We start from the raw sequence: 25371 nt of genomic DNA on the forward strand, positions 1-25371 counted from the left end.
CGCTTACTGCGGCAGGGCGTAACCCGCCGCCTTGATCTGCGCCTGTCCCGGCCCCTTGAGCCAGGCGACCAGGGCATCCACCGCCGCCCCTTTCTTCAGCACCAGGGCCTGCTGCTCGATGGGGGGATAGAAGCTGGCCGGCACCGCCCAGGCTTCGCCGGTCTTGCCCGCCTCCACCAGGTTGGCCCAGGCGACGAAGCCCAGCTTCGCATTGCCGGTGTCGACGAACTGCCAGGTCTGGCTGATGTTGGTGCCGGTCAGCACCCGATACTGCTTGGGATCGATCTTGAGATGAGCCAGGGTCGCCATGGCGGCGGCGCCATAGGGCGCTGTCTTGGGATTGGCGATGGCCAGCTCCCCCTGCCAGTGGCGCAAGGTGGCCTCGTCAGGAGCAGGTCCCCCCTTCTGCCAGAGGCCGAGCTGACCGATGGCATAGGTGAAGCGTTCGCTCCCCTTGCCTTCCGACTCCAGCTTTTGAGGGGTCGCCACGTCGGCCGAGAGGAAGAGATCGAAGGGCGCACCGTGGGTGATCTGGGTATAGAGCACGCCGGTGGCCGCCGAACTGATGACGACGCTGTGGCCGGTCTTGGCGGTGAACTCCTTGCCGATGCGCTCTATGGTGCCCTTGAAGTTGGCCGCCACCGCCACCTTGACCTCGTCAGCCAGCACAGCACCGCTGTACATGGCGCCGGCGCCCAGCACCAACACGGATACCCATCTCTTCATTCCGTTGCTCCTTATGTTCCGGCACGGCCGGATCGATTGACGCGAGCCCGAGGCTCACTCCCCTTGTTGCCAGCGGGCCAGGGCGGCGTCATCGCTCGCCCTGGCCTCGACCCAGCGTTGCACCCCGTCGGCGGTCAGCTCTTTTTTCCAGAACGGCGCCCGGGTCTTCAAGAAATCCATGATGAAGTGGCAGGCCTCGAAAGCCGCCTCGCGGTGGGCGCTGCTCACCACCACCAGCACGATCTGATCCCCGAGCAGCAGCTCGCCGATGCGGTGAATGAGGGTGCACTCCTGCAGCGGCCAGCGGCTGCGGGCCTCGGCCACTATGTTCGTCAGCGCCTTCTCGGTCATGCCGGGGTAGTGCTCGAGGGCCAGCCCCTTCACATGCTCTCCCTGATTGAAGTCGCGCACCTTGCCGACAAAGCTGACAATCGCGCCGGTGTCCTGCCGGGCAGCGAGGCGGGCATATTCGTCGGCCAGCGAGAAGTCATCCCGCTGCACCAGGATGCGATCGATCATGGTTGCCTCGCTCATCATCAGCCTCCGGTCACCGGCGGGAAGAAGGCGACCTCATCCCCGTCATGGAGGGGGGTATCCAGCGGCACCAGGGTCTGGTTGACCGCCACCAGGAGCTTGCCGGATTCGAGCGCCAGCGCCCACTTGTCACCTCGCTCGCTCAAGGCGGCGCGAAGGACATCGGCACTGACGTAGTCGCAAGGCAGGCTGAGCTCGTCGCAGCCGACCAGCTCACGCACCTGCGCAAAAAACAGAACCTTGATCATGCTTGCTCTCCTTTGGTCGCACCCAGTTGGAAATGACCGGACTTGCCGCCCTTTTTCTCCACCAGACGCACCTGCTCGATCACCATGTCCTTTTGCACCGCCTTGCACATGTCGTAGATGGTCAGGGCCGCCACCGAGGCGGCGGTGAGCGCTTCCATCTCCACCCCGGTCTTGCCCGAGAGCTTGCACAGGGTGCGGATATGGACCCGATTGTGCGCCGCCTGGGGTTCTATCTCTACCTCCACCCGGGTCAGGGCCAGGGGATGGCACAGGGGAATGAGGTCGGCGGTCTTCTTGGCCGCCATGATGCCGGCGATGCGGGCGGTGGCGAACACGTCCCCCTTGTGGTGCTGACCGCTCAGGATCAACGCCAGCGTCTCGGGGGCCATGGTCACGAAAGCCTCGGCGCGGGCCTCGCGTTCGGTCACCTGCTTGTCGGTGACATCCACCATGTGGGCCTCGCCGCTCTGGTTGAGATGGGTCAGGTTCATCTATGCCCCTATCGAAAAATAAGATGGATGATCCGGGTTTACTCCCGGGATCACAGATGGGTCACGAAGTTGCACGGCCGGGTACGGGCGTCGAGCTGATCCCGGATAAGCTGTTCCCAGCCCAGACGGCAGGCGCCGGTGGAGCCGGGCAGGCAGCAGATCAGGGTGCGATTGGCGAGCCCTGCCAGGGCACGGCTCTGCATGGCGGAGCCTTTTATCTCGGCAAACGAGAGCTGGCGGAACATCTCGCCAAAACCCTGCACCGTGCGCTCGAACAGCACGCCGACCGCCTCGGGCACCCGGTTCTGCTCGTTGAAGCCGGTGCCGCCGTTGATGAGCACCACCTGGACTCCCTCGTCGGCAATCCAGTCGCTCACCTGGGCGCGGATGCGAAACAGGTTGTCGGGGCAGAGCGCCCGGTCGGCCAGCACGTGGCCGCTCTGGGTCAGGGCCTCGACCAGATAGTCCCCCGAGCTGTCATCGGCAGCGGTGCGACTGTCGGAAACCGTCAGGACGGCGATCTTGAGAGGGATGAATTCGCTGTGTTTGGGTGCCATTGGGGCCATTCCTGTCAATCATTGACCACGAGAGGATGAGGTGAACGCGCCGCACCGTGGTGCCAGCCATGAAAGGAGCCGGTGGGCGCCGCGTTGCCGGGAAGGGATTCTATCAAAAGATGTCTGGCTGGGGGGCGTCATTGCCCATTAATCTCGAAGGCCGCCGGATCCCGAGGATCCGGCGGCCTTCCCATCAGAAGCCTGGCACCCCTTTCATGTCAGGCAGTTGGTGCGCAATCCCCTTGTGGCAGTCGATGCAGGTGTTGGCCCCGCTTGCCAGGTTGGTGGAGTGCATCTGGGCGGCCCGACGCCCTTGCAGGGAGAAGTCCATGTACTCGAAGTTGTGGCAGTTGCGGCACTCGCGCGAATCCGTCTCCTTCATCCGCTGCCACTCCCGCTCGGCCATCTCCCGCCGGTGGGATTCAAACTTCTCGCGGGTATCCACCTTGCCGGTGATCATGCCCCACAGCTCCTTGGAGGCCTGCACCTTGCGGATGATCTTGTAGGTCCACTCGTGGGGTACGTGGCAATCCGGGCAGCTGGCCCGCACGCCGGAGCGGTTGGCGTAGTGGATGGTGTCGCGGTACTCCACGAACACGTTGTCCTTCATCTCGTGGCAACCGGTGCAGAAGGCCTCGGTGTTGGACGCTTCCATGGCGGTGTTGAACCCGCCCCAGAAGATGACGCCACCGAAGAAGCCCATCAGCAGGATGACCCAGAGGGCCGCCTTCGACGGTGACTTGAAGGTGGTCCACAGACGCTTCACAAAGCCGGGTAATTTCATCTATGGGCTCCTCAGTTCAGCGCTTCAACCGGTTTGAAGGTATTGTTCACCAGCGGCTTGGCGTCCGCTTGCGGCACGTGGCACTGCAGACAGAAGTAGCGGCGCGGAGAGACTTCGCCCAGGGTCATGCCGTCGCGGGTCTCGAAGTGGGTGGGGCTTATCTTGGGGGCCTTCATGGCACTGGCGTTCTTGAAGCTGTGACAGGCCAGGCACTTGTTGACCTTGTTGTCCACTTCATAGTTGCGGGTGTCGTGGGGGATCAGCGGGGGCTGGTGCATGTACTGGCGATCGTAGAGGTCGCCATCCTTGCGAAAGTTCTTCAGAGGGGCCGCGTCGGCATCCGTCACCAGATCCGTGCTTCCCCGCTCCGACTTGATGCCCCCCGTGCTGTTGGTGATCTCGGGGACGGCCGCCATCAAGGAACCCGCCATCAGGCAGGCCAGCATTGCTCCAATCAGCTTCTTCATTATGTGTTCTCCGACGTTTTCTCTGCCTTGACGGCAAAACCTACAGTGATTTCAAAAACTTGCTCCGCGCAGACATCGATGCAACGGCCGCAGTTGGTACACTCCTGAGCCGCAATCAAGGGCCCGTGACCACGCCTGGCACCGTGAACGGGGCCGCGCAGGATGGGACGCTCCGGGCAGACCGTATAACAATCCATGCAGTTGCTGCACCGCTCGCGCCCCGAGGCTGCAATCTTGATGAACCCGACCCGGTTGACCAGGGCATAGAAGGCCCCCACCGGACAGAGGTGGCCGCACCAGCCCCGTTCCACCACAAAAAGGTCGAACAGGAACAGCACCGCCAGCAGGCCCCAGCCCGCCCCCATGCCAAACAGCAGGCCCCGCAGGGTGAGCGACACCGGGTTGACCAGCTCCCACACCAGCACGCCTGTGATGGCCGGCGCCACCAGCACCATGGCCAGCAGCCAGTAGCGGGTAGCGCGGTTGAACTGACCATTGCCCTTGAGCCCGAGCCGCCCCCTGAGCCAGGCGGCGGCATCGGTGACCAGGTTGACCGGACAGACCCAGGAGCAGAACACCCGCCCCCCGACCAGCCAGTAACCCGCGAGCACCAGCCCGGCCCCGAGCCACAGGGTGGGGATGGGCCACTGGCCCGCCGCCACCGACTGCAACAGGGTCAGGGGATCCGTGAGGGGCACCGTCTCCAGCAGCAGGGAGCTGGAGAGGTTGCCCTTGAGGATCCAGATGCCCGCGAGCGGCCCCAGCAGGAACAGCCCCAGCACCCCGAACTGGCAAAGCCGGCGCAGCAGCAGGAAGCGGTGGGCACGCCACCACCCCAGCCTGGCCGTGGCCTCGGCCCCTGGATACCGACTCATAGACCCTCCGGTTTGCGGGTCGGCAGGGTGAGCCTGTCGCCGATGAGCGATTTGCCCGCCTTCGCCTTCTCTTCCCAGCCGAGCCGGTAGTGGTGGCCAATCTCTCCCTTGGCGAGCTGGCGAGGCACCACCTTGATGGCCGCCGCCTCCAGCACGCAGGCGTGCTCGCACTTGCCGCAGCCGGTGCAGAGATCGCTGTGCACCGTGGGCAGGAACATGGCGTGCTTGCCGGTGCGCGGGTTATGTTGCAGCTCCAGGGTAATGGCCTTGTCGATGAGGGGACAGACCCGGTAGCAGACGTCGCAGCGCAGCCCCAGGTAGTTGAGGCAGGTCTCGTGATCGATGAGCACCGCCACTCCCATCCGCGCCTGATCGATGTCGGTCATGGCCCTATCCAGCGCCCCGCTCGGGCAGGCCACCACGCAGGGGATGTCGTCACACATCTCGCACGGGACGGCGCGCGCCTTGAAGTAGGGGGTGCCGGTGGTCACGGGTTCAAACAGCCGGGCGAGCTTGAGGGTGTCGTAGGGGCATGCCTCGACGCAGAGCCCGCAGCGCACGCAGGCGCCGAGAAACTCGGCCTCGTCGAGGGCGGCCGGCGGGCGCAGCGCCTGGGCAGGCAAAGCCTGCACCTGCTGGCGCGCCACGCCGCCGAGCCCCACGCCAAGCAGGCCCACACCGCAGGCCCCCTTGGCCATGTCGGCCAGAAACTGGCGCCGACTACGACTCATCTCGCGCTCCCCCGCCTCAGGCCTTCATGACCTTGACGGCGCACTTCTTGTAATCCGTCTCCTTGGAGAGCGGATCCGTGGCGTCCAGGGTCAGCTTGTTGACCAGCTGGCTCGCATCGAAGAAGGGCATGAACACCAGTCCCTTGGGCGGACGGTTGCGGCCGCGGGTCTCGACCCGGGTCTTCACCTCGCCCCGGCGGGAGGAGACGATCACCTCTTCACCACGGCGCACGCCACGGGCCTTGGCATCTTCCGGGTGCATGAACAGCACCGCATCCGGGAAGGCGCGATAGAGCTCGGGCACGCGACGGGTCATGGTGCCGGTGTGCCAGTGCTCCAGCACGCGACCGGTGGAGAGCCACATGTCGTACTCTTTGTCCGGAGCTTCGGCAGCCGGCTCATAGGGCAGCGCGAAGATCACCGCCTTGCCATCGGGCTTGCCGTAGAAGCGCACCCCCTCCCCCGCTTTCACGTAAGGGTCGAACCCTTCGCGATAGCGCCACAGGGTCTCCTTGCCGTCCACCACCGGCCAGCGCAGGCCACGGGCTTCGTGATACTGATCGAACGGCGCCAGGTCGTGGCCATGGCCGCGACCGAAGGAGGCGTACTCCTCGAACAGCCCCTTCTGGACGTAGAAACCAAAGTGCTCGGCCTCGTCGTTCAGGGCCCCCTTGCTCTGCTCTTTCGGGAACTGGTTCACCTGGCCGTTGGCATAGAGCACGTCGAACAGGGTCTTGCCCTTCACTTCCGGCATCTTGGCAATCAACTCAGCCGGCCACACCTCTTCCACGGTGAAGCGTTTGGAGAATTCCATCAGCTGCCACAGGTCGGACTTGGCCCCTTCCGGTGCCTTCACCTGCTGGTGCCAGAACTGGGTGCGACGTTCGGCGTTGCCATAGGCCCCCTCTTTCTCCACCCACATGGCGGTGGGCAGGATGAGGTCGGCCGCCTGGGCGGTCACGGTCGGATAAGGGTCGGAGACCACGATGAAGTTGGCCGGGTTGCGATAACCGGGCAGCGCCTCTTCGTTCATGTTCGGGCCGGCCTGCATGTTGTTGTTGCACATCACCCAATAGGCGTTGAGCTTGCCGTCTTTCAGCATGCGGTTTTGCAGCACGGCGTGGTAGCCCACCTGCTCCGGGATGGTGCCTTCCGGCAGCTTCCAGATCTTCTCGGCGATGGCGCGGTGTTTGGGATCCGTGACCACCATGTCGGCCGGCAGACGGTGGGCGAAGGTACCCACTTCACGGGCGGTACCACAGGCGGAGGGCTGGCCGGTCAGGGAGAAGGGGCCGGAGCCCGGCTGGGAGATCTTGCCGGTCAGCAGGTGGATGTTGTAGCAGAGGTTGTTGGCCCAGACGCCACGGGTGTGCTGGTTGAAGCCCATGGTCCAGTAGGAGACCACCTTCTTGTCTGGATCCGCATAGATCTGGGCCAGCTTCTCGAGCTTGTCCTTGGGCACGCCGGAGAGCTTGGAGACGGACTCCAGATCGTAATCCGCCACGAACTTGGCGAAGTCCTCGAAGCTCATGGGGGTGGAGTCGCCGCTGTCCGGGTTCTTGGCCTTTTGCTGCAGCGGGTTGGTGGGACGCAGGCCGTAGCCGATGTCGGTCACCCCTTTGCGGAACTGGGTGTGCTTGTTGACGAACTCCCAGTTCACCTTGTCGTTCTGGATGATGTAGTTGGCGATGTAGTTGAGGATCGCCAGATCGGTCTGGGGGGTGAACACCAGTCCGTTGTCCGCCAGCTCGAAGCTGCGGTGCTCGAAGGTTGAGAGCACGTGCACCTGCACATCCTGGTGGGACAGACGGCGATCGGAGATGCGCGACCAGAGGATGGGGTGCATCTCGGCCATGTTGGAGCCCCACAACACGAAGGCGTCGGCCTGCTCGATGTCGTCGTAGCAGCCCATGGGTTCATCCATGCCGAAGGTACGCATGAAGCCCACTACCGCGGAGGCCATGCAGTGACGGGCATTGGGATCCAGGTTGTTGGAGCGCAGGCCTGCCTTCATCAGCTTGGCGGCGGCATAGCCTTCCCAGACGGTCCACTGGCCGGAGCCGAACATGCCGACGGCGGTCGGGCCCTTCTCTTTCAGGGTCGCCTTGAACTTCTCGGCCATGATGTCGAAGGCCTGATCCCAACTGATGGGGGCGAAGTTGCCGTTCTTGTCGAACTTGCCGTTCGTCATGCGCAGCATGGGCTGGGTCAGGCGATCCTCCCCGTACATGATCTTGGAGAGGAAGTAGCCCTTGATGCAGTTCAGGCCACGGTTGACCGGTGCATCGGGATCCCCCTGGGTCGCCACGACGCGGCCAGCCTGGGAGCCCACCAGCACGGAGCAGCCGGTCCCGCAGAAGCGGCACGGCGCCTTGTCCCAGGTGATGGCGGTCTTGTCGGTACTGGTGATCAGGTTCGCCGCCAGAGTGGGGGCACTGACACCGGCCACGGCAGCGGCTGCCGCCACCGCATTGGCCTTCATAAAGTCGCGTCGACTCAGCTTCATGACATATCCTCGCATTGCTTAATCACATCAATGACAGCCATTGTGACGAGCCGCGCTGGCTCAGCTCCATGGCGCTTTATTCCTTTGCTCTGGGCTTTTCGTTCATCGAACGCAGACAACAGACCCGGCATCCCGTGTATTACTCGTGGCGGTCAGCGAACGACTCTTGCGCTTCTGCCACATGACGCCTTATTCCCCATCTTCGGCGTCCATTTCATCGAACTGGTGGTAGATCAGGGCCGCAGAGAGCACCCCGGGCAACCCCTGAATGGTGTCGATGGCCGCCATGATGGGGCGCTGGCTCGGCCCCTCCAGGGTCACCACCAGCTTGCCCTCCTCGCTGACGGCGTGGATCTCGGCCCCGTCCAGGGTCGCAATCCGCTCTGCCAGGGCGTGGCGCAGATCGGGCTGGGTCAGCACCACCAGGCTGGATACATGGAACTCTTCTCGCGTCATATCACCGTTTTCCAACTTGTTCGTCTCTTGGGTCATCGCGAAGCCTCGCCACGAGACAGACCGATGCTGATGCTGCCCACCGGGCAATCCGCCACGCAGGCCCCGCAGCCGTTGCACGACTCGGCATGGATGCTGGGGGTGGGTACGCGCCCCAGCCGGGGGGAAAAGCGGATGGCCTGCTGCTCGCAGCTGTCCTGACAGCGCTGGCAGAACACCTGGGCAGTGGCCAGACAGCCCGCCTCGATATGGGCCACATACTCCCAGGGTGTCTGGGTTGTCGGCCTGAACACCGGCGCCTGGCAGGCGCTGACGCACTCGGTGCAGAAGGTGCACTCGCCGCGGTGAAAATCCACCGTGGGGAAGCCTCCGTCCCCCTTGATCAGGATCTGCTCCGGACAGGCCGCCAGACAGTCGCCGCAACGGGTGCAGCCGGCCACGAACTCGTCCCAGGAGACGGACCAGGGCAACTGGATCCCGGCCTTGGGAGCGCTCAGGCGTCCCCGAAACAGGCCTCTGCGTGACAAGTTGACCCCGTCGGTCATATCGACTCCTCTTTTCGGGGACGGATGCCCCCGCGCGGATCCCGTGACTGGCATTTTCAATACCAATTATAAGCGTGGGTGTATATTGCGGCCCTGACAAGTCAGGGGATATACCACCAGGGAGATAAACAGGGGGGATTCTTGCGCTGGATCAAACCCTTGGCGCAATTAGACACAGCAGGGGCAAGGTAAATTACCCCTATGTGAGGATTGATAATTAATCGAAGGTTATTTGAGGTGCACGGCGGCTGTCAGCCGCCGATGGAGGCCAGGTGGGGGGTCATGCCTGCATTGCCTTCATGGAGGCGATGGGTGGCGGCCTTGCCGGTCAGCGCCTGGCGAATACGCCATTGCAGCGCCTCCTGCTGGCTGTCATCGGTGAGCAGATCCCGCAGTTCCACCCCGTTGTCGCCAAAGAGACACAGGTGCAGCTTGCCCTTGGAGGAGACCCGCAGCCGGTTGCAACCGGCGCAAAAATCCTTGCTGTAGGGCATGATGAGCCCCACCCCGCCCCTCGAGTCCGGATGCGTGAACACCTGGGCAGGGCCATCATCCAGGCCGCGCAGCTGCTGCACCCAGCCGCTCTCTTGCAGGCGCTGCTTGATGAGTTCACCGCTGGTATGGTGGTCGCGAAACAGGGCGTCCATCTCGCCGGTCTGCATCAGTTCGATGAAACGAAGCTCGATAGGTTTGTCCCGGATCCAGGCGAGGAATGTCTCGAGCTGATGATCATTGAGCCCCTTGAGCAGCACGGCGTTGATCTTGACCGACCGGAAACCTGCACTCAGGGCGGCGTCTATCCCCGCCATCACCTCCGCCAGCTTGTTCTCGCCGGTGATCTGGTGGAACTGGCGGGGATCCAGGCTGTCGACGCTGACGTTCAGGGCCGTCAGCCCCGCATCGAACCACTCGCGGGCACGCTCCTTGAGGCGATACCCGTTGGTGGTCATGGCCACCTTCTCGATGCCGGGAGTATTGGCCACGGTCTCGATGATGGCCGTGAAGTCGCGACGCAGGGAGGGCTCGCCTCCGGTCAGACGCACCTTGCGCGTCCCCATGGCCGCAAACCCGGAGACGACGCGACGGATCTCCTCCAGGGAGAGGAAGGACTGGCGCCCCTCACCATCTCCTTTCGGCGGGTGATAGCCGTCCGGCAGACAGTAGGTACAGCGGAAATTGCAGACGTCGGTGACCGACAGACGCAAATAGTAAAAGCGACGGGAAAAACCATCTTCAAGTGGCAACATAAACACCTTTCCAAATACGGGAGGCCAGGGCATTTCTTTCCTGACCCTTTCAGCTCGAACATCGGCTGACGGCGATCTCCCCCTATCTCAATGACTTAGGCAAAATCGCTCGGAGTTCATCTAGTTTTTCGATGCTAGCACAACTTGGAGTACACTCCCATGCTACTTTGTGGGGTCTTTGTGGGTGAAAAGGGAGCCGGTCGGCATGGGAAAATGGTTCAGAGTGCAGTCGGTCAGCAGCGCCATCGGTCGCTCCATGGTGCTGATCCTGTTCATGGCCAGCCTGATCGCCGTGGTGGCCATGGTCACCCTCTTCTATTCGGTTCCCGATGCCAAAGCCATCAACCTGTCGGGATCCCTGCGCATGCAGGCCTACCGCATGGCCTATGAAATCGAGAAGGATCAGGTCGTCCTCGGTCGGCTCGCCCAGTTTGAACAGACCCTTCATGCCCCCGAGCTGCAGGAGACCCAGCGCTGGATCACGCCCGCCTCCCTGCGCCGCACCTATGGTGAAGTCCTGCTGCAATGGCAAGTGATGCGCGAACACATCGAGAATGCCACCCCCAGCCGTTATACCGACAATACGGAACAGTTCGTCGCCGCCATCGATGACTTCGTCAACCAGATGCAGTACCACGTGGAGTTCAAGGTGCGCATGCTGGCCCTGGCAGAGGGGTTGGGTCTACTCGCCATCATCACCATCGCCTGGTGCACGGTGCGCTTCACCCGCCAGCAGGTGGTGGCCCCCCTCAACCAGCTGGTCTATTGCGCACGCCAGATCCAGCGTCAGGAGTTCGATCTCACCCTGCCCCCCCACTGTGAAAACGAGCTGGGAGAGTTGTCGGGGGCGTTCGCGACCATGGCCGACGAGCTTGGCAAACTCTACCGGGAGCTGGAGAGCAAGGTGGAGGAGAAAACGGCCAAACTACAACAGGCCAACGACACCCTCTCCTTCCTCTATTCCACCGCCCAGAAACTGCACGCGGCGCCCCTCAGCCGCCGTACCCTGCAAAAACTGCTGGAGCGGGCCGCCGCCCACCAGCACATCGAGTACATCCGCCTCACCCGCTTCGAGCACAATGCGATGCCGGTCTACATCACAGGGCGAAAGGGGTGGCCGGGGGATCTGGACGCCGTGGTGAGTTTCTACCTGCAGATGGATGACGAGGAGTACGGCCGGCTCGACATGATAAGCGGCCACCCCATCGACGAGCGGCTGATGAAGAACTTCTCCATGTTGCTGGCCCAGGTGCTGCACAAGGATCAGACCCTGCTGCAGCACCAGCGCCTGCTGCTGATGGAAGAGCGCGCCGTCATCGCCCGTGAACTGCACGACTCCCTCGCCCAGGCCCTCTCCTACCTGAAGATCCAGGCCACTCTGCTCAAGCGCTCCTTCGCCAAGGGGGACAGGGCCAAGACCGAGGCAGCCATGGAGCAGATCGACGAGGGACTCAGCAATGCCTATACCCAGTTGCGCGAACTGCTCGGCACCTTCCGCCTCAGCATCGGCGATGCCAACCTGGGTGAAGCCATCGCGGTCATGCTCGAGCAGCTCAAACCCCAGACGCACGCCGACATCAGGCTCCAGTACGGACTGACGGACACCGACCTTGAAGCGGGGCAGCACATCCACATCCTGCAGCTGATCCGTGAGGCAGTGCTCAATGCCATCAAGCATGCCAGCGCGCGGCACATTGACGTTAGCTGTGAGACCCTGGCTGATGGTAACATCCAGGTTCAGATTGCAGACGATGGTGTTGGAATAAGGGGCGCAAGCTCGGCGGTGAATCACTACGGTCTCAGCATCATGAATGAACGCGCCAGCAAATTGCGCGGCCAGTTGACCATCAGTGAACCGCCCTCCGGGGGCACCCGCATACACCTGACCTTTCCCACCAGCCTAACAAGAGACGCCTGATGGACGAGATGAAATACAGTGTTCTGGTCGTGGATGACCACCCCCTGATGCGCAAGGGAATTGTGCAACTGCTGGAGTTGGAAGATAACATCGACGTGGTTGGCGAGGCTTCCAACGGCACCGACGCCGTGGCCATGGCCAAGGAGTCCGAACCGGACCTCATCCTGCTCGACCTCAACATGAAGGGGTTGTCAGGTCTCGATACCCTCAAGGCGCTGCGGGCCGAAGAGGTGACTTCCCGCGTGGTGATCCTGACCGTCTCTGACGCCCGCCAGGATGTGGTTGCCCTGCTCAAGGCAGGCGCGGACGGCTATCTGCTCAAGGACACCGAGCCTGACATGCTGCTGGCCCAGCTGGCTGACGTGATGACCGGCAAGCAGATCCTGAGCGAGCCGCTACGTCCCTATCTCGAGAACATCTACGAGCTGGACCACCTGCAGCAGAAGCTGGAGAGCCTGACCCGACGCGAGATGCAGATCATGCGTGAAATCGCCAAGGGGTTGTCCAACAAGCAGGTCGCCTCCGTGCTCCATATCTCCGAGGGAACCGTCAAGGTCCACGTCAAGAGCCTGCTGAAAAAGCTCGAGGCCCAAAGCCGCGTCGAAGCAGCCGTCATGTACCTGGAACAGCGCAACTGAGGTCCCGGCCTCCTGCCAGCAAGGGGTCACCTTCCGAGCCTCCTTGCTGGCCCCCTCTTCTTTTCCCCAAATGGCGCGGAACCCGGTGCTCTATTGAGTAGATGGATTATTATTTTCATGACATCGCACGGGAAGGAAACATCGACATGACCTTTGAGCAGATAGAGCTGGTCCAGAAAGCCTGGGGCAGGGTGAGCGCCCTGAACAACAGCTATGTCCAGGAGGTGTATGAAGAGCTGTTCAGATTGTCTCCCGAACTCAGGGCCCTCTTCCCCCCACATCAGGAGCTGCCCGTTGCCAAGGTGTCGGACACCCTGAACACCGTCATCACCAGCCTCTCCCAGCTGGATGCACTGGGTTTCATCATTCGCGATCTCGGCAGGCGTCACCAGCGATTCAACGTTCAACCCCACCAATTTGCGCTGCTCAAACAGGCGCTGACCCAGGTACTGGCACGGCGTCTCGGCAGTGGTTTTACCCCGGCACTAGCACAGGCCTGGTCGCAGATGTATGACGAGATAGCCGCCCTGATGCTGGACGGCATGACACAGCACACCGAATTCACCACCTGATCCCCTGGCCTTGGCCTCCAATCGCTGAATGGGTCTGTAACAGGCATTTTGCATGAATCAAATTTGCAATATGCGAAAATAGACTCATTCTGCACACGGGGTATGTTCGGCGCCCTAACACCTCACCTGAATCCCTTTCGCACTACCTTGCCTGCGTTCGTGATACAAAATCACAATAGATTGATTTTAAATGGATATTAAAAATAACCACGGGAAATGGCTCACCCCTTCGCCACGCCACCTCTCTCTGGCACGGTCACTGCATTGTCACATTCAGCAATGACTGATTAGGAGGATGGAACATGAAACTTCAACAACTGGCACTGTTCCCCTTGCCGTCCCACATTCTGCCCGGTGGCAAGCTCCCCCTTCGCCTGTTCGAGCCGCGCCACCTGCAGATGCTCAAGGAGTCCTTCCTCGAGGATCGTGGCTTTGGCATCGTGATGGAAGAGACCACCAGCACGGGCACCTGCGGACGGATTCTCCCGGTCGGAACCCGCGTCAAGGTGACTGATTTTTATACCCTCAACGACGGTTTGCTCGGGATCACCGTGCTCGGCCTTGAACGCTTCTGCATCCACGAGATGGAAACGGATGACGCAGGCCTCAGGCACGCCCAGGTCGAGCCACTGCCCAACTGGCCGAGTGCGGATTCTGATGTCAGCGACAACCAGCTGGTCAGCCGATTGAGAGAGGTCTTTGCACAATACCCGGAACTGGATGAGCTCTACCCGGACAAGCAGTTCGACGATGCAGCCTGGCTCTGCCAACGCTGGCTCGAGATCCTGCCCATGCCGATCTATGAAAAACAGATGTTGATTGCCAAACAGAACAGTGAAGCGGCGCGCCAGTTCTTGCGCCGACTGATCGCACAGTGAGTCAAAGAGTGAGTCAAAGAGTGAGTCAACGGTTGGTTTGCAAAACGCGAATTCTCGGCACTGCATTCTTATAATGAAAAAATGAGAATTGCATTTTGCAATCACGGTAGCGATAAATAACACACAATTCAGCTACAGGCCGCAAATAACAGGTTTTGAAAAGTTGGCACGACTTTTTCATATAAAACCGTACAACCCGATTTATCCCGTGCTCTCTTCAGTATTTGCTGAAGAATTGGTCAACCACCAGGTTGACCATTTTTTTTACCCAAAAGCGGCCGGCATCACCTGCAATGGCGGAGCAGGCAGCTTCGCAGCCTGGCAAGACTGATGGGTTTGGCCAGAAAATCGTTCATGCCCTGGGCAAGGCAGCGGGCCCTGTCCTCCATCATGGCATTGGCCGTCAACGCGACGATGGGCACCTCGTACCCCATGTCCCGCAGGCGCCGGGTCGCCTCCAGCCCATCCATCTGCGGCATCCGCATATCCATCAGGACAAGGTCCGGCTGCTGCTTCGCCACCTGTGCCAGGGCCTCCAGCCCATTGCCTGCCAGCCTCACCCTGCACACCAGCTTCTGCAACATCAGGGATACCACCAGCTGATTGACCGGACTGTCTTCCACCACCAGCACATCCAGCTCCAGTCTGGCGCACTCTTCACTGCCGGGGGCGGCGGCCGGAGCACAGGGAGAGGCCATCCCGGGCAGCTCGAACCAGAAGCAGCTTCCCAGCCCAGGCGTGCTCTGCACGCAAATGTCTCCCCCCATCAGCTGCACCAGCCGCCTGCAGATGGCCAGCCCGAGCCCCGAGCCGGAGAAGCGGCGGGTTGCCGAACTGTCGACCTGATAGAAGGGTTCGAACAGCAACGCCTGATCCTCGGCGGAGATGCCGATCCCCGTGTCGCTGACCATGACCCCCAGCTTTTCCTCCTCCCAGGTCAATGCCAGACGCACGCTGCCGACGGAGGTGAACTTCACGGCATTGCCAAGCAGGTTGCCTATCACCTGGGAGAGGCGGACGGCATCCCCTTGAAGGCGTTCAGGGAGCGTCTCATCCAGATGCCAGTGCAGTGTGATGCCCTTGGCACAGGCCTGTGCCTGCAAGGGCTCCACCAGGGCACGGCACAGCTCGGCTGGCTGAAAGGGTTCACAGTGCAGGGTCAGGGTATGTGACTCTATTTTCGAGAAATCGAGCACGTCGTCGATGATGGTCTGCAACAGATGCGCAGAGTGGGTGGCATGGCCGATGAGGGTCTGTTGCGGAGTGTCGAGCCGGCCGTGCTGCAGCAGATCCAGCATCCCCAGCACGGCGTTCATGGGAGAGCGGATCTCGTGGGTCATCATGGCGAGGAACTGGGATTTGGCACGGTTGGCCGTCTCGGCATCGTCCCGCGCCCGCGCCAGCTCCTGCTCGCGGCGGATCTGGCTGCCTATCTCCCGCGCCGTGCCCCGATAGCCGAGGAAGCGGCCACCGGCATCATGGCAAGGCTCCGCATTGATCTCCATCCAGCAAGGCCCGCCCGCCAGCATCACCTGGGCCCGCATTCCCCGCACCGGCAGATGGTGGGCGATCAGGTGCCGGTAGTGACTCCAGGCCGGGTCCTGCTTGTCGTGGGCAAAATCATAGAGGCTTCTCCCCGTCTGGCGGGCCAGCACTTCCCCCTGATAGCCAGGTGCAGAGACATAGCTGAGCCTGTGCTGGGGGTCGGTCTCCCAGAACCAGTCGGAGGCCATGGCGGCAAAACTGCGAAAACGCTGTTCGCTGGCCTGCAGGGCCAGGGTCTTGAGGTCAACCTGTTCTTGCAGGCGAGCCCGATAGGCGATGTTGACCAGGGCCTGGGAGATGAGCGGGCGACAACGCTGCATCGCCGCCTTGCTCTTGAGATCGAAGGTGCCCGCCACGCCGTGCCGGCAGATGAGCACACCGGAAAACCCCGGTCCCTGCAAGCCTGTCATCATGACGCTGGCCCAGCCTGGCGCCCCCGCCAGCGGCGCCAGCTCAGGCAGTTGGGCGGGATCATAGATGACCAGGGTCTCCCCCTCGATGGCCCTGGAGAAGAGCGGTGTCAGCGACCAGGTCCGGCCTACCTCGTCCGGCTGGGTGCTCAGATGGGTGCTGCCCCCTACGGCCTCCCAGGCAACCACGTCCGCCTGTTCGAATCCGATAAAGGGCTTGAGAGCAAGAATGAGACTCTCCAGTACCTGCTCCAGACTCTGGGCCTGTGCCAGGGTCGCCACCCCGCACAGCAGGGCTTGGGACTCCTCCCGATATCTGGCCTCCCGCTCCCGGCAACGCATCAGCTCCACCAGCGTGGTTTGCAGTTTGTCACCCAGGGTTTCGAGTTCGCTATTGCCTATCATCTTGAATCCAGCACAGTGTCAGCTCTCGAGGAAGATTACGCTCGACACCATGAGGTTGCCGTGTGCCAGCTCACCATGGGGTAATCGTCCCTGTTCACCGAAGGTAAAGGGCGTGATGAAGGGGATCTCACCCAGCCTCTGACTGAATTGACTGACGATGTCCCCCAGCCTGTCCCCTAGTGCCAGCCGACAACCGGCACAAAACACCACCAGGGCGCCAAAGGGGCGCATATTGCTCGCCATGCCATATTCAGGCTCGATATTCACCGCATTCAGGCTGCGCTGCAACAACCCTTCCTGGCTGCTGTACATGAGCAGCAGCCGCTCTCCCAGTCGGGTCTCGGTAAAGAGGCGCAGCCCCTCCCGCGCCGTCACCGCCTCGGGATGGGAGAGCTTGTAGTAGGGCAGGTCATCGAGCATGCCGACCTGACGGGCCAGTGGCGAGAGCGTCGTCTCCCTGAGGATGGGGCCCACCGGCCAGGGCGTCGCACGCTCGGTCCAGCGACCATAGACCCGGGCCGCCGGCTCGTGATCGATGGTCAGCACCTCCCGCCCGTCTATCCCGGTAATGATGCCGCGACACTCGGTGGGTACATAGCCTGAATGAAACTGGAACGCCAGTTGGCAGTCCGGGTAAAGCACCGCCAACACGCACCCTTGTGATCCCTCCCCTTCGTCCCAGCACAGCTGCCACTGCCCGGCCACGCCGTCGTCTGCCGCCGACCCGCCGACGACGGGAACGGTCGCGCCAAACTCGGCGTCGATCCCCGCGAGCACAACCTCCTCCAGCCCCGGGCTGGTGTGCAGCAACACGAGCTGCGGCAGCTCTCCCGGTCGGCCACCATCGGCGATGGCGCGGCGCAGCAATGCCCGCACATCCGGTTGATCCCCCATCTGACCAGCCACGCCATAGGCCCCCTTGTCATCATAAAGGGCGGCGACCGACAGGCTCCAGCCATGCCGACCATGATGGCCATCCTGGGTCAGGATACCGCCGCAGGAGCTGCAACCGATCAGCCGGGTATCGGGAAAACGTGCCTTGAGCGCACGGCGCAGTTCCGCCGCCTCGTGTGCTTGGGTAAAATAGACCAGCAACAACGATGGAACATGGGATGACTGGGCATGCAACCGCTCTGTAACTTGTTGGGCGGCCAGTGGGGTCGTCTCGGCAAGCGAGTGAGCCGTCAGGAAGTTCAACATCGTCTCCTAGGGGTACGGGATGCTGGCATCAAGCAAAAATCATACCCTTATCAAACAATTACCTGGCCATGGAGACTAGAATGGTGCTCACTGGCCTCCCACGGGATCACTGCATGTGGCAGAAAAATATCAATGACTTCGACCGGGTTGTCGCCATCGGCGGCGGGCACGGTATGGGCCGGGTGCTCTCTTCCCTGTCGTTCTTGGGATCCCGGCTGACGGGCATCGTCACCACCACGGATGATGGCGGCTCCACCGGACGCCTGCGCAAAAGCCAGGAGTGCATCGCCTGGGGGGATCTGCGCAACTGCCTCAACCAGCTGGTGACCACCCCCAGCATCGGTAGCCAGCTGTTCGAGCACCGCTTTACCGGCCGCGGCGAGCTCGCGGGCCACAACCTCGGCAACCTGATGCTGCTGGCCCTCGACAACCTCTGCGTGCGCCCCCTGGATGCCATCCGGCTCATCAGCGACATGCTGGAAATTGAACCCAATCTGCTGCCCATGTCCGAGCATCCCACCGATCTGTGCGCCCACACCGTCTGTGGCGATCAGATCCTGGGGGAGGTCTCCATCGATCAGCTCACCACGCCGCCACGGGCCCTGAGCCTGAAACCGGTCGTGCCCGCCACGCGCGAAGCGGTCGAGGCGCTGAGCCAGGCCGACATGATCATCCTGGGGCCAGGCAGCTTCCTCACCTCCATCATGCCTCCTCTGCTACTGCGCGAGATTGCGGAGGCGATCCGCAGCAGCCGCGCCATCGTCGTGTTCATCAGCAATCTGGTGAACGAAGAGGGTCCGGCTGGCCAGTTGTCACTGTCCAGTCAGCATCGTTGGCTGGAAGAGCGGATAGGCAGCGGCCGGATCGATGCCATTCTGGCTCCCGAGGGCCCCCAGGTACCCGAGCTGCAGCACTGCCTCGTTCGGGCCGAGCTGGGTGAAGCGGCCCTCCCCCACCGCCACGACCGCCTCAAGCTGCGGCTGGCACTCGACACCGTGATCCTGAGCAGGCTTGGCGAGCGCGACATGGCGGGCTGATGCCCCTCTGGATCAGTGAAACTGGGCCAGATGGGTGAAGACCTGGGGCAGGGAGTGCTCCAGCTCAGCCAGCAGTCTGCCGGCCTCTTGCTCATCTTCCCGGCGACAGGCGGACTCCAGATCCATCACCTGCTGATAGCTGGGTTTGGCGCCATAGCTGCCACAGGACGATTTCATACTGTGGGCAAGACGCGCCAGGGCTGACCAGTCCCGCTGCTCAAAAAGCGGTCTTAATTGGGCCAACTGCTCGCCTACCTCTTCGACAAACACCGAGATGACGACCGGCATCATCTCGTGACCGATATCATCTGCCAGTTGTCGCAGCACTTTCTGATCCAGCCACTCCATCTTCTCTTCCCTATGATGGTATTCAAACAGACCACAATATAGCGGACCCACAGCCCCGCTGTCATCCGTCCTTCGGGCATGCCCGTATCGCTCCGGATGCTCTTGCGACACCAGAATGTGAGCAGCTTCAAGTTATCGGTATGTCAGCCAGAATGGAGAGAGATAAAGGTTGTCACAAAATTAACATTAAAGTAACAATGCAACCCATGAGAATGATGCGGCTCAGCAACACCTCTCTCATCCCTTTTTGCCTGTATGGCTGCTGCGAAGAACCAGGGTAGACATCTACCCTGGTATTTTTTTATTTCTGGTTCAACAAGTTGGCTGCATTGCCATATTCCAGCTCACCCAGCCTGAACAGGCAGAACTCCCCGGGCACCATCTTCACCCAATTCTCGTTGCCGGTGAGCGGCCGGGTGGCGATCAGGGTCACCACATCGTTCGGCGTGGTTTCACTCTGAAAGTCGATGGCCACATCCTCATCCAGCAGACGGGCTTCGCCAAAGGGAGCCCTGCGCGTCAACCAGTAAAGGTTGTTGCTGCAATAGGTCATCACGAACTCTCCGTCCGACAGCAGCATGTTGAACACCCCGAGCCCGCGCAGCTCGTCGCACAGGGTCGCGAGGTAACGGAACATGGCGGGGAAATTTGCCGGCCGTTTGGGGTACTTGTGCTCCAGCCTGTCGAGCAGCCAGCAGAAGGCGTGCTCGCTGTCGGTGTCGCCTACCGGGCGGTGCCGCCCCGTGGGCAGCCTCTTGTAACCGGTCAACTGGCCATTGTGGGCAAAGGTCCAGTAACGGCCCCACAGTTCGCGGGTAAAGGGGTGGGTGTTTTCCAGGGAGACACACCCCCGGTTCGCCTGCCGGATATGGCTGACCACGGCACGGCTTTTGATGGGCAGTGCCTGGACCAGCTTGGCGATGGGAGACTGGGCACTGGGTTCGGGATCCTTGAAGGTGCGAAAACCCCGCCCCTCATAGAAGGTGATCCCCCAGCCATCCTTGTGGGGACCTGTCTTGCCTCCCCGCAGCATCAGCCCGGTAAAGCTGAAGCAGATGTCGGTCGGCACATTGGCACTCATGCCGAGCAGTTCGCACATATACCATCCACTCCCTGAATATCTTGACTCTGGTTTCGTCAATCAACCGTCACTGCTGGATGAGAGGGGGGATGGTCGCCCATCCCCCCTCTCAATCCCGGATCGTTGATTACTTGGCCATCTCTTTTTCAACCAGCTGGATCAGGATGTGGATCACCTTGATGTGCACTTCCTGGATGCGGTCGGCATAACCGAAGTGCGGCACACGGATCTCCACATCGGCCAGACCAGCCATCTTGCCGCCGTCCTTGCCGGTCAGGGCAATCACCTTCATCCCTTTGGCACGGGCCGCCTCGATGGCTTTGAGGATGTTGCCGGAGTTGCCGCTGGTGGAGATGCCGAGCAGCACGTCACCACGGCGGCCGACGGCCTCCACATAGCGGGAGAAGACATAGTCATAGCCAAAGTCGTTGGAGACGCAGGAGAGGTGGCTGGGATCGGAGATGGCGATGCCGGCATAGCCTGGGCGGTTCTCGCGGTAACGACCGGTCAGCTCCTCGGCAAAGTGCATGGCATCGCAGTGGGAGCCGCCGTTGCCGCAGGAGAGTACCTTGCCTTCCTGCTTGAAGGAGTCGGCGAGCAGCCTGGCCGCCGCCTCGATGTTTTTCAGATTTTGCTCATCTGCCAGGAACGCCTGAAGCACGCTGGCAGCCTCGGTCAACTCGTTGCGGATCAGTTCTTGGTACATGGTTTTTGAAATCTCGTCGTCCAACATAGGGTGGCGGCATTGTCGCACAAGCCAGTCCAATCGTCGCCCCCCGCCCGCCAAGATGGGGCGGGCAGCGCGTTATGCCGATCACAGAGCCAAGGTAACAGGCTTGTAAACAGCTTGATAAGTTTGTGCGTATGAATTACAACAGGGGCCACATCCAACAGGTCAGACCTCTGGATCAGTTAACGCCAATTTCCCAACCTCGGCAATTCATGCAAGGAGCAAACAATGACGACGACCCTCACTCTGCTCGGGGTGATCCTGGTGATCGGCGCCATGGCCTATCGCCGTGCGTCCCTGTTCACCGCCACGCTTGCCACGGCCGCCGCCCTGGTCGCCGGCACCTTCTATGGCCATGTGCCCCTGTTGGTGTGGGCGCTGTTCGCGGTGATAGCCCTGCCCCTCAATCTGGTGGAGTTTCGCCGCAACCAGCTGACCAAGCCGCTGTTCAAGATCTACAAGTCCATCATGCCGAAGATGTCCCGAACCGAGAAGGAAGCCATCGAAGCGGGGACGACCTGGTGGGAAGCGGATCTGTTTGCCGGCAACCCGGACTGGAAGAAGCTGCACGCCATTCCGGTCAGCACGCTGTCTGCCGAAGAGCAGGCCTTCATGGACGGTCCGGTTGAAGAAGTGTGCCGCATGGTCAACGACTGGGAAGTGACCCACGAGCGTGCCGATCTCTCTCCCGAGGTGTGGCAATACCTGAAGGACAACAAGTTCTTCGCCATGATCATCAAGAAGAAATATGGCGGGCTGGAGTTCTCCGCCTACGCCCAGTCCTGCGTGCTGCAAAAGCTGTGCGGCGCCAGCGCCGTGCTCGCCTCCACCGTCGGCGTTCCCAACTCCTTAGGGCCGGGTGAATTGCTGCAACACTACGGTACTGACGAGCAGAAGGATTACTACCTGCCCCGTCTGGCTGTCGGCAAGGAGATCCCCTGTTTCGCCCTGACCAGCCCGGAAGCGGGTTCTGATGCGGGCTCGATTCCCGACTTCGGCATCGTCTGCAAAGGCGAGTGGGAAGGGGAAGAAGTGCTCGGCATGCGCCTGACCTGGAACAAGCGCTACATTACCCTGGCTCCCATCGCCACCGTACTCGGCCTCGCCTTCAAGCTGCGTGACCCTGACCACCTGCTGGGTGAGGAAGAAGAGCTCGGCATCACCTGCGCCCTCATTCCGACCCACATCAAGGGGGTCGACATCGGCCGTCGCCACTTCCCGCTCAACGTGCCGTTCCAGAACGGCCCGACCCACGGCAAGGACGTGTTCGTCCCGCTCGACTTCATCATCGGCGGTCCGGCCATGGCCGGTCAGGGCTGGCGTATGCTGGTGGAGTGTCTCTCCGTCGGTCGCGGCATCACCCTGCCTTCCAACAGCACGGGCGGCGTCAAGATGCTGGCCCTGGCCACCGGTGCCTACAGCCGCATCCGTCGCCAGTTCAAGCTGCCGATTGGCAAGATGGAAGGGATTGAAGAGCCGCTGGCACGCCTGGGTGGCAACGCCTACATCATGGGCGCCGCCGCCAAACTGACGGTCACCGGCATCGATCTCGGTGAAAAACCCTCGGTCATCTCCGCCATCGTCAAGTACCACCTCACCGACCGCGCCCAGAAGTGCATCATCGATGCAATGGACATCCATGGCGGCAAGGCCATCTGCATGGGGCCGAACAACTATCTGGCCCGTGGTTATCAGGGTGCGCCCATCGCCGTGACCGTCGAAGGAGCCAATATCCTGACCCGCAGCATGATCATTTACGGTCAGGGAGCCATCCGTTGCCACCCCTACGTGTTGCCGGAGATGCTGGCCGCCAGCCACCCCGACAAAGAGCAGGCGCTGAAAGATTTCGACAAGGCGATGTTCAGCCACGTGGGCTTTGCCATCAGCAACCTGGTGCGCAGCTTCTGGCTGGGGCTGACCGGTGCCCGCTTCGCCGCCGCGCCCTACAAGGATCAGACCAAGGGCTACTATCAGCAGCTCTCTCGCCTCTCCGCCAACCTGGCCTTCCTGTCAGACATGGCGATGGGCACCCTGGGTGGCGAGCTCAAGCGCAAAGAGCGGGTCTCTGCCCGCCTTGGCGATGTGCTGAGCCAGCTCTATCTGGCCTCCAGCGCCCTCAAACGCTATCAGGATGAAGGACGCCAGCAGGCCGACCTGCCGCTGCTGCACTGGGCACTGCAAGACGCCCTGTTCAAGGCTCAGGAAGCGATCGACGAGTTGCTGCGCAACTTCCCGAATCGCTGGATTGGTCTGGCCCTGCGCGCCATCGTGCTACCCCTTGGTCGCGACCTGAAGCGTCCCTCCGACAAGCTCGACAGCCAGGTGGCCCGCCTGCTCCAGGTGCCAAGTGCCACTCGCAGCCGTCTGGCCGAGGGTCAATATCTGACGCGCGAGGAGGGCAACCCCTTCGGGCTGCTGGAACAGGCGCTGGACGATGTGCTGACCGCAGAGCCGCTGTTTGACAAGGTGTGCAAAGCCGAAGGGAGCAAACGCCCCTTCACCCAGCTCGACAAGGTGGCAGAGGCGGGCCTGAGCCTCGGTGTCATCGACCAGGCCGAAGCGGACCTGCTGCGGAGCGCCGAGGAGAGTCGCCTTCGCATCATCAACGTCGATGACTTCGATCCCGTCGACCTGGTGGCCAACAAGGCACTGTTTGAAGCCTCCGCTTATCACAGGGCAGCTTGATGCCTCTGATGCCAGAACGCCTCCCTTGTGGAGGCGTTTTTCATGAAAGGGCTGGTGGATGGCATTCGATACGAAGAAAGAGAAACCGACTGGATCATATTTTGGATATCAATCCGTTTCCTATATTGAATGAAGCGGTTAAGGTAAGCACAGGATCACACACAGGATTGCATAATGGATGATCAAATCCTGATTATTGATGATGAAGATCTTCCCCAATCAGCACCGCGTCCCGCCGGCTGGAAGGTGATGATAGTGGACGATGAACCCGAAGTGCATCGCATCACCAAAATCACCCTGAACAAGTTTGAATTCGACGGCAAGCCGATCGATTTTCTGCACGCCTACTCTGCGGCTGAAGCCAAAGCCTTGCTCGCCCTCACCCCGGATGTCGCCCTGCTGCTGCTCGACGTCGTCATGGAGGTCGACCATGCCGGTCTCGAGGTGGTCAAGTTCGTGCGCGACGAGCTGCAAAACAAGATGGTGCGCATCGTGCTGCGAACCGGTCAGCCCGGCCAGGCCCCGGAAGATGACGTGGTGACCAACTACGACATCAACGACTACAAGGACAAGACCGAGCTCACCTCCCAGAAACTGCGCACCCTGCTACGCGCCAGCCTGCGCTCTTACCGGGACATCCGAACCCTTGAGAGCAATCGACAGGGGCTGGAGAAGGTCATCGAGGCGTCCAAGGGGATCTTCGAGCAGCGTGCCCTGCGCCAGTTCGTCGAAGGAGCCCAGACCCAGCTCAGCGCCCTGCTCAATCTGGAAGAGTCCCAGATTTACGATGTGAAGCACCTGGCGTATGAGGTGCGGGATCAGGTGCTCGAGCCTCTGCTCAGCGATGGTCCCATGCTGCGCCTCGTCGATGCGCCGGAGATCCTGCGTTGTGCCATGGCCAAGGGGGCCAATGTCTACGATGGCAACCAGATGGTGCTCTATTGCCAGAATGCCCGTCATCACCTGCTGTTCCACATCGAGACCACTCGCCCGCTCAGCCAGATGGATACCGGGCTGCTGAGCCTGTTCACCGAAAACATCATAGTGGCGCTGGAGAATATCCGGCTCAACGAGGTGATCGGTGACAACCAGCGAGAGATCATCTATCGCATCGGCGAACTGGTGGAGAGCCGCTCGAAGGAGTCCGGCTTGCACGTCAAGCGGGTGGCCCTCTACACCGAACTGTTCTGCAAGCTGCTCGGCATGAATGAGGACAGGTGCGAGCTCATCAAGCGGGCCTCTCCCCTGCACGACATCGGCAAGGTGGGGATCCCGGACGCCATCTTGCACAAACCGGGCAAACTCACTCCCGAGGAGTGGGAGATCATGAAAACCCACGCCCAGCTTGGGCAGGACATGCTCTCCGGCAGTGACCTGGCCCTGTTCCAGATAGGCGCCACCATCGCGGGCAACCATCACGAGAAGTGGAATGGCAGCGGCTATCCCCGCGGGTTGAAGGGAGAGGACATTCCGCTGGAAGGACGCATCGTCGCCCTGGCGGATGTGTTCGATGCTCTGGGCTCGGATCGTTGCTACAAGCAGGCCTGGCCGCTGGATCAGGTGCTGGCGCTGATCAAGGAGGAGAAAGGAGAGCACTTCGACCCCCTCCTGGTGGACCTGATGCTGGCCAATCTGGAGAAGTTCCTCGATATTCGCGAGCAGTACAAAGACATCTATATCGGCGCTCACTGATATCGGGTTCACCCCATCCACTTGCCACCATGAAGAAGCCGCCCATTGGGCGGCTTCTTTGCAATGTG

At 61.5% G+C, this 25371-nt stretch carries 25 protein-coding genes and 1 riboswitch; of the genes, 7 read left to right on the forward strand and 18 right to left on the reverse strand.

Annotated elements, in window-relative coordinates; translation table 11 throughout:
* Positions 1 to 3: 3 nt before the first annotated feature.
* The 13 genes from modA to moaA all read right to left on the reverse strand — a co-directional run bounded on the left by modA (position 4) and on the right by moaA (position 10164).
* On the reverse strand, positions 4 to 726 hold the full coding sequence (modA, locus tag AB5Y59_RS03525) for a molybdate ABC transporter substrate-binding protein (RefSeq protein WP_010674164.1): 723 nt from the start codon (positions 724 to 726) through the stop codon (positions 4 to 6).
* Positions 727 to 780: 54 nt separating this feature from the next.
* Positions 781 to 1260, reverse strand: a complete 480-nt coding sequence (gene moaE / locus AB5Y59_RS03530) for a molybdopterin synthase catalytic subunit MoaE (protein WP_134997092.1) — start codon at positions 1258 to 1260, stop codon at positions 781 to 783.
* A gap of 2 nt (positions 1261 to 1262) precedes the next feature.
* Positions 1263 to 1508, reverse strand: coding sequence for a molybdopterin synthase sulfur carrier subunit (gene moaD / locus AB5Y59_RS03535; RefSeq protein ID WP_041215509.1), 246 nt, complete (start codon positions 1506 to 1508; stop codon positions 1263 to 1265).
* The gene (gene moaC / locus AB5Y59_RS03540) at positions 1505 to 1999 is read right to left on the reverse strand and encodes a cyclic pyranopterin monophosphate synthase MoaC (RefSeq protein ID WP_124244892.1); all 495 of its coding nucleotides are present in this window, start codon (positions 1997 to 1999) and stop codon (positions 1505 to 1507) included. Before moaC ends, moaD begins: the two co-directional genes overlap by 4 nt.
* 50 nt (positions 2000 to 2049) lie before the next feature.
* The gene (moaB, locus tag AB5Y59_RS03545) at positions 2050 to 2556 is read right to left on the reverse strand and encodes a molybdenum cofactor biosynthesis protein B (RefSeq protein WP_010674160.1); all 507 of its coding nucleotides are present in this window, start codon (positions 2554 to 2556) and stop codon (positions 2050 to 2052) included.
* Between the two features lie 193 nt (positions 2557 to 2749).
* Positions 2750 to 3340 carry a cytochrome c3 family protein gene (locus AB5Y59_RS03550; protein WP_010674159.1) on the reverse strand — a complete coding sequence of 197 codons (591 nt, stop codon included), beginning with the start codon at positions 3338 to 3340 and terminating at the stop codon, positions 2750 to 2752.
* An 11-nt stretch (positions 3341 to 3351) separates the two neighbouring features.
* Positions 3352 to 3807 (reverse strand): nitrate reductase cytochrome c-type subunit, encoded by a 456-nt coding sequence (locus AB5Y59_RS03555; RefSeq protein ID WP_041212738.1) that lies wholly within the window; start codon positions 3805 to 3807, stop codon positions 3352 to 3354.
* Positions 3807 to 4682, reverse strand: a complete 876-nt coding sequence (napH, locus tag AB5Y59_RS03560; RefSeq protein WP_368211494.1) for a quinol dehydrogenase ferredoxin subunit NapH — start codon at positions 4680 to 4682, stop codon at positions 3807 to 3809. The genes AB5Y59_RS03555 and napH overlap by 1 nt, the downstream gene beginning before the upstream one ends.
* Positions 4679 to 5413 carry a ferredoxin-type protein NapG gene (napG, locus tag AB5Y59_RS03565; protein WP_368211495.1) on the reverse strand — a complete coding sequence of 245 codons (735 nt, stop codon included), beginning with the start codon at positions 5411 to 5413 and terminating at the stop codon, positions 4679 to 4681. The genes napH and napG overlap by 4 nt, the downstream gene beginning before the upstream one ends.
* A gap of 16 nt (positions 5414 to 5429) precedes the next feature.
* Positions 5430 to 7919 carry a nitrate reductase catalytic subunit NapA gene (gene napA, locus AB5Y59_RS03570; RefSeq protein ID WP_010674155.1) on the reverse strand — a complete coding sequence of 830 codons (2490 nt, stop codon included), beginning with the start codon at positions 7917 to 7919 and terminating at the stop codon, positions 5430 to 5432.
* A gap of 189 nt (positions 7920 to 8108) precedes the next feature.
* A complete protein-coding gene (locus AB5Y59_RS03575; protein WP_010674154.1) occupies positions 8109 to 8411 on the reverse strand; it encodes a chaperone NapD in 303 nt (100 codons plus the stop codon).
* Positions 8408 to 8917, reverse strand: a complete 510-nt coding sequence (napF, locus tag AB5Y59_RS03580; protein WP_010674153.1) for a ferredoxin-type protein NapF — start codon at positions 8915 to 8917, stop codon at positions 8408 to 8410. Before napF ends, AB5Y59_RS03575 begins: the two co-directional genes overlap by 4 nt.
* A gap of 251 nt (positions 8918 to 9168) precedes the next feature.
* Positions 9169 to 10164, reverse strand: a complete 996-nt coding sequence (gene moaA / locus AB5Y59_RS03585; RefSeq protein ID WP_010674152.1) for a GTP 3',8-cyclase MoaA — start codon at positions 10162 to 10164, stop codon at positions 9169 to 9171.
* Positions 10152 to 10291, reverse strand: a riboswitch (molybdenum cofactor riboswitch). (Overlaps the previous gene by 13 nt.)
* Before the next feature lie 78 nt (positions 10292 to 10369).
* Between moaA and narQ the strand changes: the two genes are divergently transcribed.
* The 4 genes from narQ (at position 10370) to AB5Y59_RS03605 (ending at position 14170) form a co-directional block, all read left to right on the forward strand.
* The gene (gene narQ, locus AB5Y59_RS03590; RefSeq protein WP_042882582.1) at positions 10370 to 12082 is read left to right on the forward strand and encodes a nitrate/nitrite two-component system sensor histidine kinase NarQ; all 1713 of its coding nucleotides are present in this window, start codon (positions 10370 to 10372) and stop codon (positions 12080 to 12082) included.
* A complete protein-coding gene (gene narL, locus AB5Y59_RS03595) occupies positions 12082 to 12720 on the forward strand; it encodes a two-component system response regulator NarL (RefSeq protein ID WP_039038841.1) in 639 nt (212 codons plus the stop codon). Before narQ ends, narL begins: the two co-directional genes overlap by 1 nt.
* 146 nt (positions 12721 to 12866) lie before the next feature.
* On the forward strand, positions 12867 to 13292 hold the full coding sequence (locus AB5Y59_RS03600; RefSeq protein ID WP_039038868.1) for a globin domain-containing protein: 426 nt from the start codon (positions 12867 to 12869) through the stop codon (positions 13290 to 13292).
* A gap of 302 nt (positions 13293 to 13594) precedes the next feature.
* Positions 13595 to 14170 carry an LON peptidase substrate-binding domain-containing protein gene (locus AB5Y59_RS03605; protein WP_210538175.1) on the forward strand — a complete coding sequence of 192 codons (576 nt, stop codon included), beginning with the start codon at positions 13595 to 13597 and terminating at the stop codon, positions 14168 to 14170.
* Between the two features lie 284 nt (positions 14171 to 14454).
* On the opposite strand, the gene AB5Y59_RS03610 is transcribed toward AB5Y59_RS03605, so the two are convergent.
* A complete protein-coding gene (locus AB5Y59_RS03610; protein WP_368211496.1) occupies positions 14455 to 16530 on the reverse strand; it encodes a response regulator in 2076 nt (691 codons plus the stop codon).
* Positions 16531 to 16548: 18 nt separating this feature from the next.
* Positions 16549 to 17730, reverse strand: a complete 1182-nt coding sequence (locus tag AB5Y59_RS03615; protein ID WP_041201554.1) for an FIST signal transduction protein — start codon at positions 17728 to 17730, stop codon at positions 16549 to 16551.
* 113 nt (positions 17731 to 17843) lie between these two features.
* On the opposite strand from AB5Y59_RS03615, the gene yvcK reads away from it, so the two are divergent.
* Positions 17844 to 18767, forward strand: a complete 924-nt coding sequence (yvcK, locus tag AB5Y59_RS03620; protein ID WP_268452129.1) for a uridine diphosphate-N-acetylglucosamine-binding protein YvcK — start codon at positions 17844 to 17846, stop codon at positions 18765 to 18767.
* Between the two features lie 12 nt (positions 18768 to 18779).
* On the opposite strand, the gene AB5Y59_RS03625 is transcribed toward yvcK, so the two are convergent.
* From AB5Y59_RS03625 to lpcA, 3 genes are all read right to left on the reverse strand, one after another.
* Positions 18780 to 19115 carry an Hpt domain-containing protein gene (locus AB5Y59_RS03625; protein WP_010674144.1) on the reverse strand — a complete coding sequence of 112 codons (336 nt, stop codon included), beginning with the start codon at positions 19113 to 19115 and terminating at the stop codon, positions 18780 to 18782.
* Between the two features lie 301 nt (positions 19116 to 19416).
* Positions 19417 to 20214 carry a class II glutamine amidotransferase gene (locus AB5Y59_RS03630; RefSeq protein ID WP_010674143.1) on the reverse strand — a complete coding sequence of 266 codons (798 nt, stop codon included), beginning with the start codon at positions 20212 to 20214 and terminating at the stop codon, positions 19417 to 19419.
* 109 nt (positions 20215 to 20323) lie between these two features.
* Entirely contained in the window at positions 20324 to 20902 is a 579-nt protein-coding gene (gene lpcA, locus AB5Y59_RS03635) for a D-sedoheptulose 7-phosphate isomerase (RefSeq protein ID WP_010674142.1), read from the reverse strand.
* A gap of 252 nt (positions 20903 to 21154) precedes the next feature.
* On the opposite strand from lpcA, the gene fadE reads away from it, so the two are divergent.
* Together fadE and AB5Y59_RS03645 are read left to right on the forward strand one after the other, a co-directional pair.
* Entirely contained in the window at positions 21155 to 23611 is a 2457-nt protein-coding gene (fadE, locus tag AB5Y59_RS03640) for an acyl-CoA dehydrogenase FadE (protein ID WP_368211497.1), read from the forward strand.
* 174 nt (positions 23612 to 23785) lie between these two features.
* Positions 23786 to 25303: an HD domain-containing phosphohydrolase gene (locus AB5Y59_RS03645; protein WP_039038835.1), complete on the forward strand. Its 1518-nt coding sequence runs from the start codon at positions 23786 to 23788 to the stop codon at positions 25301 to 25303.
* The last annotated feature ends 68 nt before the right edge of the window (positions 25304 to 25371 follow it).

The sequence above is a fragment of the Aeromonas sp. s10 genome (assembly GCF_040907975.1).
Classification (GTDB): Bacteria; Pseudomonadota; Gammaproteobacteria; order Enterobacterales; family Aeromonadaceae; genus Aeromonas; species Aeromonas caviae.